The following is a 12,638-nucleotide window of genomic DNA, read 5'->3' as shown; positions in this document are numbered from 1 at the left end:
GTCGCCGGCGAGCCCGCGGATGTCGCCGACACCATCGACGCCATCGGCGCCACCGCCAGCATCAGGCCGGCCGCCACGACGGGCTGCGCTTCTCGAGGAAGGAGCGCACGCCCTCGCGGCCCTCGTCGGAGGCGCGGATGGCTGCGATGCGCTCGGCGGTATCGGCCAGCAGGTCGTCGTCGATGGACTGGCCGGCGATGTCCTGCACCAGCCGCTTGCTTTCGCGCACCGCGTTCGGGCTGTTGGCGACCAACGCGGCGGTCAGCTCGGCAACCTTGGCGTCGAGCGCGTCGGCCGGCACCACCGCATGCACGAAGCCGAGCCGCAGCGCCTCGGCCGCATCGAAGCGCTCGGCGGTGATGAAGTAGCGGCGCGCCGCCTGCTCGCCCATCGCGCGGATCACGTACGGGCTGATCGTCGCCGGCAGCAGCCCCAGGCGCGCCTCGGACAGGCAGAAGTGCGCGTGGTCGGCCGCGACCGCGATATCGCAGGCGGCCACCAGGCCGACACCCCCGGCATAGGTATCGCCGTGGATGCGCGCGATCACCGGCTTGGGACAGGCCCAGATCGTATGCAGCATCTGCGCGAGCTGCAGCGCGTCGGCACGGTTCTCGTCGTGCGAGTAGCCGGCCATCTTCTTCATCCAGTTCAGGTCGGCGCCGGCGCAGAACGCGGGACCCTGCCCGGCCAGCACGATGGCGCGCACCTCCGGCGTATCGCCGAGCGCGCGGAAGGCGCCGCTCAGTTCGGCGATCACGGTCTCGTTGAAGGCGTTGCGCACATCGGGGCGGTTCAGCGTCACCGTGGCGACATGGCGCTCGACGCTCACGGTCAACGTGGTGAATTCCATCGCGGTTTCCATCGCTGTCTCCTTTCAGTTCTGTCCAGGTCTATTCAATGCGTCGATTCAATGCGTCGATTCAATGGGCCGGCTGGGCGCGCCGGTTCAACGGGCCCTGGCCGGCACGGCCGCCTTCGCCTGGCTGCCGCTGGCGCCCATCGCCGACCCTGGCCGGTTCAATGGCCGCGGCTCGAAGCCGGCATCGCGCAGCGCCTGCTCGGCCAGCGGCCTCCAGCGCGTCAGGCCCCGCGCGAACAGCTGGTGGCCGTCCTGCCCGAAAGCGGGCAGCGCGTGGTACTTGCCCACGCCGCCAGCGCTACGGAAGGACTCGAACCATTGCGCCGGATACGGTCCCATGTAGCGGTCGTTGGTCGTGTAGATCCAGTGCGTCGGCACGCGCGCGCTGCGGCCGTATTCGGCGAACAGCGCGGCCTGCTGCTCGGGCGCGCAGGGCTCGCCCGGATGCAGCCGCGGATCGCCGCCGCCGCCGCCAGCGAAGTTCAGCACCAGCCGGACGCCCGGGGGGTTCTTCGCCGCCAGCGCGATCACCGCGGCGCCGCCGAACGACTGGCCGACCAGCACGACGCGCGACACGTCGATCTCCGGGCGCGAGCGCGCCATCTCGATGACCTGCAGCACCTGCTGCGCGGCCACCTCGAAGCCGGGCCGATAGTTCTTGCGCGTGCAGCTGCCGGTGTTCTCGATGTCGTCGCCGCCGCTGGCGCCATAGCCGATCCGCGTGGGCACCAGCACCTGGAATCCCAGCGAGGCGAAATATGCGGCCTGCTCGGCCAGCCGCACGCGCCCGAGCCGGGCGCGCGCATAGGGATCGGGCGCGCGGCCATGATTGAGCACCAGCAGCGGATAGCGCTGATGGCCCGGCTCGCGAAACGCCGAGACGACGATGCGCTGCGCGACCTGCCGGCCGTGCGCGTCGGTCACCGTGACCGGCACCGACCAGGTCTCTTCGAGCGGCGCGGCGCCGGCCGGCAATGCGGGCAGCGCGCTCCAGGCCAGCAGGCACAGCGCCAGCCGGACGAACGGCACGAACTGCACGAACTGCACGACATCAGGGGCACCGCGCGCACGGCAACGACGCAGCATCGCTTACATCCGGAAGACGCCGAACTTCATCTCGTCGATCGGGGCGTTCAGGCTCGCCGACAGCCCAAGGCCGAGCACCGTGCGGGTCTGCGCGGGATCGATCACGCCGTCGTCCCACAGCCGTGCGCTGGCGTAGTACGGATGGCCCTGATGTTCGTACTGCTCGCGGATCGGCCGCTTGAAGGCCTCCTCCTCGTCGGCGCTCCAGCTGCCGCCGCGAGCCTCGATGCCGTCGCGCCGCACCGTGGCCAGCACGCTGGCCGCCTGCTCGCCGCCCATCACCGAGATCCGCGCGTTCGGCCACATCCACAGGAAGCGCGGCGAATAGGCGCGGCCGCACATGCCGTAGTTGCCGGCGCCGAACGAGCCGCCGATGATCACCGTGAACTTCGGCACCTGGGCGGTCGCCACCGCGGTTACCATCTTGGCGCCGTTGCGCGCGATGCCCTCGTTCTCGTACTTGCGGCCCACCATGAAGCCGGTGATGTTCTGCAGGAACACCAGCGGGATCTTGCGCTGGCAGCACAGCTCGATGAAGTGCGCGCCCTTGAGCGCCGATTCCGAGAACAGGATGCCGTTGTTGGCGACGATGCCGACGGGGTAGCCCCAGATCCGCGCGAAGCCGCACACCAGCGTGGTGCCGTAGCGCGCCTTGAACTCGTCGAAGTCCGAGTCGTCGACGATGCGGGCGATCACCTCGCGCACGTCGTAGGGCTTGCGCGTATCGGTCGGGATCACGCCGTACAGCTCCTCGGCCGGATAGCGCGGCTCGACCGGCGCATGCAGCCGGATCTGGTCCGGCTTGCGGCGGTTCAGATGCTGCACGATATTGCGCGCCAGGCCCAGCGCATGCGCGTCGTTCTGTGCGAAGTAGTCCGCCACGCCAGACAGCCGCGTGTGCACGTCGGCGCCGCCCAGGTCCTCGGCGCTGACCTCCTCGCCGGTGGCCGCCTTGACCAGCGGCGGGCCGCCCAGAAAGATCGTGCCCTGGTTCTTGACGATGATCGACTCGTCGCTCATCGCCGGCACATAGGCGCCGCCCGCGGTGCACGAGCCCATCACCACCGCGATCTGCGGAATGCCCATCTTCGACAGGTTGGCCTGGTTGTAGAAGATGCGCCCGAAGTGATCGCGGTCGGGGAACACGTCGTCCTGGTTCGGCAGGTTGGCGCCACCCGAATCGACCAGGTAGATGCAGGGCAGATGGTTCTGCTCGGCGATCTCCTGCGCGCGCAGATGCTTCTTGACGGTCATCGGGTAGTAGGTGCCGCCCTTGACCGTGGCGTCGTTGCACACGATCACGCATTCCTGCCCGGCCACGCGGCCGATGCCGGTGATGATGCCGGCGCCGGGCGCGGCATTGTCGTACATGTCGTACGCCGCCAGCTGCGACAGCTCCAGGAACGGCGTGCCCGGATCGAGCAGCTGCTGCACGCGCTCGCGCGGCAGCATCTTGCCGCGCGACAGATGCTTGTTGCGCGCGTCTTCGCCACCGCCCTGCGCGACCTGGGCGATCTTCGCCTTCAGGTCGGCGACCAGGGCCTGCATCGCCTCGGCATTGGCCTTGAAGGCCTCGGAACGGGCATTGAGTTTGGATTCGAGCGTGGGCATCGGGTCTGTCTCTTCCTGATCTTGTGATGCGTTGCGATGGATGCGTTCGGATGCGTTCGGATGCGTGGATGCGTGGATGCGTCGGTTCGCGGTGCGGAAATTCAGCGTGCGGCGGCGGCGTGGTTCATCGTGCTTCGCCGCGGATGTCCCCATCGAGGTACAGCCAGCGCGGTGCTTGTCCCGGAGCACGCGGCTCGCGCACGAAGCGGCTGCGTTCATGCAGCCGCGACGCCCGCCCGCCGACCTTGTAGCGCGCGACGAATTCGACCTCGGCGTGCGTGTCGTCCCGCGGCACATGCTCGATGATGGTCAGGCCCAGCCACTGGGTGCGCGGGCCACGATGGTCCTGCGCCGCTTCCTTCGCCATATCCTGCTCCAGCGTCGCCGGGCAGGTCGACGGGTGCCAGCTCTGGCGCAGCCACTGCGCGTCGTTCAGCACGTAGGCGCTGTAGCGCGAGCGCATCAGCTGCTCGGCGGTGTCCGGCAGCGCCTCGCCGCGATGGAAGCGCCCGCAGCAGCCGGCGTAGCTGGCGCCGCCGCAGGGACACGCGCCGTCGCGCGAAGGCGCCGCCGCCCGCTTCATGCCACCAGCTCCGGCAGTTGCCGCATATCGGTGAAGATGGTCTGGGCACCGGCCTCGCGCAGCATCGCGGCATCGTTGCGCGCGGCATAACCGAACACCGTCATGCCGGCCGCCACGCCGGCGGTGATGCCGGCCGGGCTGTCCTCCACCACCGCGCAGCGCGACGGCTCCACGCCCATCGTGCGCGCCGCCAGCAGATAGACGTCGGGCGCGGGCTTGCTGCGCTCGACCTCGGTGGCCGAGAACACGTGCTCGCGCGGCTGGCCGTCGGCGTCGTGCTGGAACAGCTCCAGCAGGCCGGTGCGCTTCAGTTGCAGCTTGACCTTGACGCGGTCGGCGCCCGAGGCCACGCACAGCGGCATGCCGGACGCGGCGATCGCGGCGATCGCGTCGCGCACGTGCGGCACGGCCTCGACCTCTGCCTCCAGCACTTCGTTGCGCCGGGCCAGCCAGTGCGACAGCCAGTTCTCCGGCAGCGGCGCGCCGCGCATCCGCTCGATGGTGTCGAGCTCCTCGCGCACGGCGCGGCCGAGGAACAGCGCGGTGGAGTCCTCCAGCGAGATCGCGATGCCCAGTTCGTTCAGCATCTGGTTCAGCACGCGGTTGACGATCGGTTCGCTGTCGACCAGCACGCCGTCGCAATCGAAGATCACGCAGTCGAAGCGGCGGGAGGGGGAAGCACTGAGGGTCATGCGGGTTTCTTTTCCTTGAAATCGGGGGTCGGCACGGCCCGCAACTCGGTGGGCGTGCCGCTCTTGAGCAGGGCCTCGATCTGGTCGAAGCGGTCGAAGCCCCAGTACGGTTCGCCATCGACGATGACGAAGGGCGAGCCGAACACGCCCTTGGCCATCGCCACTTCCATCTCGGCCTTCAGCTGGTCCTTGATCGGCTGACTGCTGGCGCCGGCGTCCATCGCGGTCGCGTCGATCTCCAGCGCCGCGGCGATCTTCACCAGCTCGGTGGGCTCGGCGATGTTGATGTCGTCGACGAAGTAGGCGCGATACACCGCCTTGGCGAAGCGCACCGCCACGTCGGCGGCATGATGGTTCTGCAGCCACAGCATCGCGCGCGCGGCTTGCGTGGTCGGCAGCGGAAAGTTCGACGGCCGGCGGTAGGCAATGCCGTGGTGGCGCGCGGTGCGCTCGAAATCGCGCCAGCTGTAGTCGCCCTTGAGCGGAATCTGCGGCAGCGGCGCCATGCCTGTGGTCTTGAACACCACGCCGAGCAGGATCGGATGCCAGGCCACGCTGCGGCCGTACTGGCGCGCGAGGTCGTCGATGCGCGTGCTGGCGAAGTAGCCGTAGGGCGACGAGAAATCGAAATAGAAGTCGATCGGGGCGGCGGTCATGTCAGGTCCTCGGCAAGGGAAACGGCGAACGGAACGGCAGGAACGGCAAGGGCGGCAAACTGCTCGCGTCGGCGCGGCTCACGCCAGCGCCCGGGCGATCAGCATCTTCTGGATGTCGCTGGTGCCCTCGTAGATCTGGCAGACCCGCACATCGCGGTAGATCCGCTCGACCGGGAAGTCGCTGACATAGCCATAGCCGCCGAACACCTGGATCGCATCCGAACAGACCGCCTCGGCCATCTCGCTGGCATTGAGCTTGGCCATCGCGGCTTCCTTCAGGCACGGCCGGCCGGCGTCCTTCAGCGCGGCGGCATGCCAGATCATCTGGCGCGCGACCTCGATGCGCGTGGCCATCTCGGCCAGCCGGAACTGCACCGCCTGATGCGCGAACAGCGGCTGGCCGAAGCTCTCACGTTCCTTTGAATAGGCCAGCGCCGCCTCGAACGCCGCGCGCGCCATGCCGACGCTTTGCGCGGCGATGCCGATGCGTCCGCCCTCCAGCCCGGACAGCGCCATCCTGTAGCCCGCGCCCTCTTCGCCCAGCAGATTGGCGGCCGGCACGCGGCAATCCTCGAACACGATCTGCGCGGTGTCCGACGAATGCTGGCCGAGCTTGTCTTCCAGCCGCGCGACGACATAGCCCGGCGTATCGGTCGGCACCAGGAAGGCGCTGATGCCGCGCTTGCCGGCGGCCTTGTCGGTGACCGCCATCACGATGGCCACGTCGGCGTGCTTGCCGCTGGTGATGAACTGCTTGACGCCGTTGAGCACGTAGTGATCGCCATCGCGCGTCGCGGTGGTGCGCAGCGCCGCGGCGTCCGAGCCGACATGCGGCTCGGTCAGGCAGAACGCACCGAGCATCTCGCCTTTGGCCAGCGGCACCAGCCACTGCTGCTTCTGCGCCTCGTCGGCGAATGCCATCAGCATGCTGCAGACGGGGCAGTTGTTGACGCTGATCACCGTCGAGGTGCCGCCGTCGCCGGCGGCGATCTCCTCGAGAATCAGCGCCAGCGACAGGTAGTCAAGCCCCGCGCCGCCGTAGGCCTCGGGCACCGCCACGCCATAGGTGCCCATCGCCGCGAGTTCGCGGTGGACCTCCTTCGGGAACGTCTTGTCGCGGTCCCACGCGGCGGCCTGCGGCGCGATGACCTCCTGCGCGAATTGCCGGACCGCATCGCGGATCATTTCCTGTTCGGGACTGAGCAGCATCGATACCTCACCAGGGCAGCACGCTGCCGTCGTAATTGCGAAAACCGCCGTTGTCCTGCGCGGTGGCGCCGGCCAGCACGCGGCGCAGGCCGGACACGCTTTGCTGCGGCGTCAGGTCGGCGCCGGCGCCGCCCATGTCGGTACGGACCCAGCCCGGATGCAGCGCCAGGCAGACCGCGTGGCGCGCATCGAGCGACACCGACTTGAGCGCCGCGTTGACCGCCGCCTTGCTGACGCGATACAGCCAGCTGCGATTGCTCTCCATCGCGCCGATGCTGCCCATGCGCGAGGACAGCACCGCCAGCACGCCGCCCTTGCCGCCGCGCCCCGTCTCGACGAACGGCAGCACCAGCGGCAGCGCCATCATCGGGCCCAGCACGTTGGCATGCATGACCGCGTCGAACTCCTCTGCCGAGACCGGCTGCGCGCCCTCGGTGCGCGGGCCGATCACGCCGGCGTTGTAGACCGCCACGTCGAGCGATTCGCCGTCGAGCGTCCAGCCCAGGCCGGCAACCTGATCGGCCTCGGCCAGGTCGGCGCGGTGCGCCTCGGCGCCCAGCGATTTCAGTGCGGCCAGCCCGTCGTCGCTGCGGGCGGTGGCGATCACGCGCCAGCCGTCGGCGCGGTACTGGCGGACGAACTCCAGGCCGATGCCGCGCGAGGCGCCGAGTATCAGTGCGGTTGGCAAGCTAGCCTCCTGTCGGGTCGGGTGCAGGGTCTCCCGGCTCAGCATTCCGGGTTCGACGTGAGATGCGCGCGGCTTACACCAGCTCGATGCCGACCGCCGTGGCCTCGCCGCCGCCGATGCACAGGCTGGCCACGCCACGCTTGCCGCCGGTCTTGCGCAGCGCGCCGATCAGCGTGGTCATGATGCGCGCGCCGGAGGCGCCGATCGGATGGCCGAGCGCGCAGGCGCCGCCATGGATATTGACCTTGTCGCGCGGAATCTTCAGTTCGTGCATCGCCGCCATCGGCACCACGGCGAAGGCCTCGTTGATCTCGAACAAATCGACGCTGTCGCTGCTCCAGTCGAGCTTGCGATACAGCTTGGCGATGGCCTCGACCGGCGCGGTAGTGAACCAGCCCGGCGCCTGCGCATGGCTGGTATGGCCGAGCATGCGCGCCAGCGGCTGCAGGCCCAGCGCCTTCGCGGTCGATTCGCGCATCATCACCAGCGCGGCGGCGCCGTCATTGATCGACGACGACGAGGCCGCGGTGATGGTGCCGTCCTTGGCGAACGCGGGCTTGAGCGACGGGATCTTGTCGACCTTGATGCGGCGCGGGCCTTCGTCGGTGTCGATCACCACGTCGCCGCCCTTGGCCGCGACCGTGACCGGCGCGATCTCCCAGCGGAAGTCGCCGCGCTCGGTGGCCTGCTGCGCGCGCCGCACGCTCTCCATCGCGAAGGCGTCCTGCGCCTCGCGCGTGAAGCCGTACTTGGCCGCGCAGTCCTCGCCGAAGGTGCCCATCGCGCGGCCCTTCTCGTAGGCATCCTCCAGACCGTCGAGCATCATGTGGTCATAGATCATGCCGTGACCGATCCGGTAGCCGCCGCGCCCCTTCGGAATCAGGTACGGGGCGTTGGTCATGCTTTCCATGCCGCCGGCCACCGCGATCTCGTACGAACCCGCCACCAGGCCGTCGTACACCGTCATCGCGGCGCGCATGCCGGAGCCGCACATCTTGTTGACCGTGGTACAGGCGACCGACAGCGGCAGCCCCGCGCCGAGGGCGGCCTGGCGCGCCGGCGCCTGGCCCTGGCCGGCCGGCAGCACGCAGCCGAACACCACCTCCTCGACCTGCTCCGGCTGGATGCCGGCGCGCTCGATCGCCGCGCGGATGGCGGTGGCGCCAAGCTGCGGCGCCGTGACGCTGGCGAACTCGCCCTGGAATGCGGCCATCGGCGTGCGGGCCGCGGATACGATCACGATCGGATCTTGCATGGTGGTCTCCTTGATGGTCTGTGCTGTGCTGCCGTGCTGTCGTTCGATTTGCTCCCTGCCTCGGCTGCGAGGCCGGACAGGGAGCGGCCTGTCACCGCACCGGAATATGCGGCGGGTCCCCGTACTGCCGGTAGGCCGCCTGCAGTTGCGTGCGCAGTTCCTCGTTGCTGCTGGCCGCCATGCCGAGATCGCGCAGCAGGCCGTCGGACACGCCGTAGATCCAGCCGTGCACCGTGACCTGCTGGCCGCGCGCCCAGGCGTCCTGGATCACCGTGGTCTGGCAGACGTTGTTGACCTGCTCGATCACGTTGAGCTCGCACAGGCGGCTGTGGGCGTCGTCCTCGCGCACGATGGTGCCGAGGTAGGCGTCGTGCTTGTCCGCCACGTCCCGCACATGGCGCAGCCAGTTGTCGACCAGGCCCACGCGCTCGCGCTTGAGCGCGACCTTGACGCCGCCGCAGCCGTAGTGGCCGACCACGGTGATATGGCGCACCTTCAGCACCTCGACCGCGAACTGGATCACCGACAGCGCGTTCAGGTCGCTGTGCGCAATGACGTTGGCGATATTGCGATGGACGAACACCTCGCCGGGGGCCAGGCCCAGGATCTGGTTGGCCGGCACGCGCGAGTCCGAGCAGCCGATCCACAGGTATTCGGGCGCCTGCTGGTTGGCCAGGCTGGTGAAGAAGTTCGGATCTTCCGCATTGACGCGGTCGACCCATTCGCGGTTGTTGCGAAACAGCTGGGCAATGGCGTCAGTCATGCTGCCCTCCTTGCCGGCTCGCCGCCGGTTTCGGTTGAGCCGTATCGATGAATGAAGCGTTCCGAGGCATGGTAAGCGTAGAAGTCATGAACATGTCCGGCCAGCAGCCGGTCCTTGTGTCCCTGCCACAGGGCAGGATCGAAAAAGTCCGCATGGTGCCGCAGGAAGGCCGCGCGCACGCGCGGATCTCCCAGCAGGAAGGTGCGGAAGGTTTCGGGAAAGATGTCGTGGCGGCCGACGCTGTACCAAACCTCGCCCGACATCTCCTCTTCCTCGTTGCGGGGGGTCGGTACGCGGCGGATATTGCAGTCGGTCAGGTATTCGATCTCGTCGTAGTCGTAGAACACCACGCGGCCATGTCGCGTCACGCCGAAATTCTTGTACAGCATGTCGCCCGGGAAAATATTGGCGGCCATCAGTTCCTTGATCGCATTGCCGTATTCGATGATGCCGTGCTCGACCTGCTCGTCGGTGCCTTCCTGCAGGTAGATGTTCAGCGGCGTCATGCGGCGCTCGATATAGAGATGGCGCACCACGATTTCCTCGGTGCCGTCCTTGGCGCGCTGGTATTCGATCATCGACGGCGCATGCTCGTGCAGCTCGCGCACCAGCGCATCGTCGAAGCGCGACAGCGGAAAGGCGACGTCCGAATATTCCAGCGTATCCGCCATGCGGCCGACGCGGTCGTGCTGCTTGACCAGCTGGTACTTCGACTTGATCAGCTCGCGCGTGGTTTCCTTCGGCGCCGGATAGAAGTCCTTGATCACCTTGAAGACATAGGGATAGGACGGCAGCGTGAACACCAGCATCACCAGCCCGCGAATGCCGGGAGCGATGATGAACTTGTCCGACGAATGCTGCAGGTGGTGCAGGAAGTCGCGGTAGAACAGGTTCTTGCCCTGCTTCTGCAAACCCAGCGACGTATAGATTTCCGCGCGCGGCTTGCGCGGCATGATGTCGCGCAGGAAGGTCACGTAGGCCGACGGGATCTCCATGTCGACCATGAAGTAGGAGTGCGTGAACGAGAACAGGATCAGCAGCTGTTCCTTGCGCAGCAGCACCGTGTCGAGCGCCAGCTTGCCCGACGGGCCATGCACGATCGGGATCGCCAGCGGATAGGTGCGGTCGCCGTTCAGCAGGCGGCCGATGATGAAGGCCGACTTGTTGCGGAAGAACAGCGACGACAGCACGTGGATCTGGAAATTGGGCGCGATGCGGAAGTCGCCCAGGTGCTCGGTGACCGCGCGCACCACATAGCCGATATCGCGCTTCAGGTCCTCGTATGGCCGCTCGAGCTGGAAGTTGTGCACGATCCGTTCGAAGCAGTCGGCCATGCCTTCGCGGCTGCCCGGATAGTAGGCGCGGAAGGTCGGCCTGGTCGGCGACTCCTCGTTCTCGATGTATTCGGTCGAGATCGCCGGACGCACGAAGATGAAGTCGTTGTTGAAGTACGAGCGGTGCAGGATGCGGGTGAAGACCGAATTGAAGAAGGTCTCGGCCAGCTCCGGCTGGTGGTGGTTGGTCAGCAGGCCGATGTAGTGCAGCTTGATCTGCTGCCAGATCTCGTCCTCGATCTGCTCGGCGTCGTACTCGTCCTCGAGGATCACCGTGGTCTCGCGCACACGTTCGTTGTAGAACGCGATGCGGTCGCGCTGCAGCTGCTGCAGCCCGGCCCAGTCGCCCGTTTCGAACCGGACCTTGGCCTCGATGCTGACCTCGCGAAACAGCCGGTAGTGCTTGTCGAACCCGTCCAGCATGGTGCGCGCCACATCGTAGGCGATCTGCGACGACAGCAGTTTCGGGAAGTGGGACATGGCTGGGGCGGACTACCTGGGCGGGTCAGAATCGGGACGCGGATCCGGCTGGACATCGGCGGGAAACCTGCATGCGGCGCTCGCCGCGGGCGAGACCGGATATCAGGGGTGATTGTAAGCGCTTCGCGCGTGGCATCGGTGGCGCCGCCCACCATGGAGCGGCGCACCGTACACCCCGCTTTGCTGTCTTTACCTCGTCATCGCCTCGTCATTACATCGTTTCCGCGAACAGCTCCCGGCCGATCAGCATGCGGCGGATCTCCGAGGTGCCGGCGCCGATCTCGTACAGCTTGGCGTCGCGCCACAGGCGGCCCACCGGATATTCGTTGATATAGCCGTTGCCACCCAGGATCTGCACCGATTCGCCGGCCATCCAGGTCGCCTTCTCGGCCGTGTAGAGGATCACGGCGGCGCAGTCCTTGCGCACCTGGCGCACGTGCTCGCTGCCGAGCGCGTCCAGGTTCTTGCCGACGGTATACAGATAGCTGCGCGCCGCCTGCAGCGTGGTGTACATGTCGGCGATCTTGCCCTGGATCAGCTGGAATTCGCCGATGCTCTGGCCGAACTGCTTGCGGTCGTGGATGTATGGCGTGACCACGTCCATGCAGGCCTGCATGATGCCGACCGGGCCGCCCGACAGCACCGCGCGCTCGTAGTCCAGGCCGCTCATCAGCACCCTGGCGCCGCCGTTCTCGGCGCCGAGGATGTTCTCGGCCGGCACCTCGACGTCCTGGAACACCAGCTCGCCGGTATGCGAGCCGCGCATGCCGAGCTTGTCCAGCTTCTGCGCCACCGAGAAGCCCTTCATGCCCTTCTCGACGATGAAGGCGGTCATGCCGCGCGCGCCGAGCTCCGGTTCGGTCTTGGCGTAGACCACCAGCACGTCGCAGTCCGGACCGTTGGTGATCCACATCTTGGTGCCGTTCAGCACATAGCGATCGCCTTTGCGGTCGGCGCGCAGCTTCATGCTGACGACGTCCGAGCCGGCATTGGGTTCGCTCATCGCCAGCGCGCCGATCCAGTCGCCGGACACCAGCTTGGGCAGGTACTTCGCCTTCTGCGCCGGCGTACCGTTGCGGTGGATCTGGTTGACGCACAGGTTCGAGTGCGCGCCATACGACAGGCCGACCGAGGCGGAGGCGCGGCTGATCTCCTCCATCGCGATCATGTGCGCCAGATAGCCCATATTGGCGCCGCCATACTCCTCGGCGACGGTGATGCCCAGCACGCCGAGGTCGCCCATCTTTTTCCAGCAGTCCATCGGGAACTGGTCGGTGCGGTCGATCTCGGCGGCGCGCGGCGCCAGCTCGGCCTGGGCCCAGGACTGCACGGACTCGCGCAGCATCTCGATGTCTTCACCCAGGTCGAATTTCAGGCCTGGCAGGGTCGCGGTCATGGTTGTCTCCTATTTCCTGTTGGAAT

Annotated in this window: 12 protein-coding genes; all 12 read right to left on the bottom strand. The window is 67.6% G+C overall.

Going from position 1 to position 12,638, the window contains the following annotated elements; all coding sequences use genetic code 11:
* Positions 1 to 61: 61 nt before the first annotated feature.
* The 12 genes from F7Q96_RS12255 to F7Q96_RS12200 all read right to left on the bottom strand — a co-directional run bounded on the left by F7Q96_RS12255 (position 62) and on the right by F7Q96_RS12200 (position 12,612).
* Entirely contained in the window at positions 62 to 850 is a 789-nt protein-coding gene (locus F7Q96_RS12255; protein WP_053822941.1) for an enoyl-CoA hydratase/isomerase family protein, read from the bottom strand.
* Positions 851 to 946: 96 nt separating this feature from the next.
* On the bottom strand, positions 947 to 1,945 hold the full coding sequence (locus F7Q96_RS12250) for an alpha/beta hydrolase (protein WP_053820882.1): 999 nt from the start codon (positions 1,943 to 1,945) through the stop codon (positions 947 to 949).
* A 3-nt stretch (positions 1,946 to 1,948) separates the two neighbouring features.
* Positions 1,949 to 3,556, bottom strand: a complete 1,608-nt coding sequence (locus F7Q96_RS12245) for a carboxyl transferase domain-containing protein (protein WP_053820881.1) — start codon at positions 3,554 to 3,556, stop codon at positions 1,949 to 1,951.
* Positions 3,557 to 3,680: 124 nt separating this feature from the next.
* Complete coding sequence (locus F7Q96_RS12240; protein WP_053820880.1) at positions 3,681 to 4,139, bottom strand: YchJ family metal-binding protein; 459 nt, start codon at positions 4,137 to 4,139, stop codon at positions 3,681 to 3,683.
* Complete coding sequence (locus F7Q96_RS12235) at positions 4,136 to 4,831, bottom strand: HAD family hydrolase (protein ID WP_053820879.1); 696 nt, start codon at positions 4,829 to 4,831, stop codon at positions 4,136 to 4,138. The genes F7Q96_RS12240 and F7Q96_RS12235 overlap by 4 nt, the downstream gene beginning before the upstream one ends.
* On the bottom strand, positions 4,828 to 5,487 hold the full coding sequence (locus F7Q96_RS12230) for a 2-hydroxychromene-2-carboxylate isomerase (RefSeq protein ID WP_053820878.1): 660 nt from the start codon (positions 5,485 to 5,487) through the stop codon (positions 4,828 to 4,830). Before F7Q96_RS12230 ends, F7Q96_RS12235 begins: the two co-directional genes overlap by 4 nt.
* 78 nt (positions 5,488 to 5,565) lie before the next feature.
* A complete protein-coding gene (locus tag F7Q96_RS12225; RefSeq protein ID WP_053820877.1) occupies positions 5,566 to 6,696 on the bottom strand; it encodes an acyl-CoA dehydrogenase family protein in 1,131 nt (376 codons plus the stop codon).
* Between the two features lie 7 nt (positions 6,697 to 6,703).
* Entirely contained in the window at positions 6,704 to 7,384 is a 681-nt protein-coding gene (locus tag F7Q96_RS12220) for an SDR family oxidoreductase (RefSeq protein WP_053822940.1), read from the bottom strand.
* A gap of 73 nt (positions 7,385 to 7,457) precedes the next feature.
* A complete protein-coding gene (locus F7Q96_RS12215) occupies positions 7,458 to 8,639 on the bottom strand; it encodes an acetyl-CoA C-acetyltransferase (RefSeq protein WP_053820876.1) in 1,182 nt (393 codons plus the stop codon).
* A 91-nt stretch (positions 8,640 to 8,730) separates the two neighbouring features.
* A complete protein-coding gene (can, locus tag F7Q96_RS12210) occupies positions 8,731 to 9,402 on the bottom strand; it encodes a carbonate dehydratase (protein WP_006578377.1) in 672 nt (223 codons plus the stop codon).
* Positions 9,399 to 11,216, bottom strand: coding sequence for a bifunctional isocitrate dehydrogenase kinase/phosphatase (aceK, locus tag F7Q96_RS12205; protein ID WP_053820875.1), 1,818 nt, complete (start codon positions 11,214 to 11,216; stop codon positions 9,399 to 9,401). Before aceK ends, can begins: the two co-directional genes overlap by 4 nt.
* A gap of 211 nt (positions 11,217 to 11,427) precedes the next feature.
* The gene (locus F7Q96_RS12200; protein WP_053820874.1) at positions 11,428 to 12,612 is read right to left on the bottom strand and encodes an isovaleryl-CoA dehydrogenase; all 1,185 of its coding nucleotides are present in this window, start codon (positions 12,610 to 12,612) and stop codon (positions 11,428 to 11,430) included.
* Between the last annotated feature and the right edge of the window lie 26 nt (positions 12,613 to 12,638).

This window comes from Cupriavidus gilardii (assembly GCF_008801915.1).
Lineage (GTDB): Bacteria > Pseudomonadota > Gammaproteobacteria > Burkholderiales > Burkholderiaceae > Cupriavidus > Cupriavidus gilardii.
Note: the sequence above shows the minus strand (reverse complement) of the source record. Positions and strands in the feature narration are given on the sequence as shown.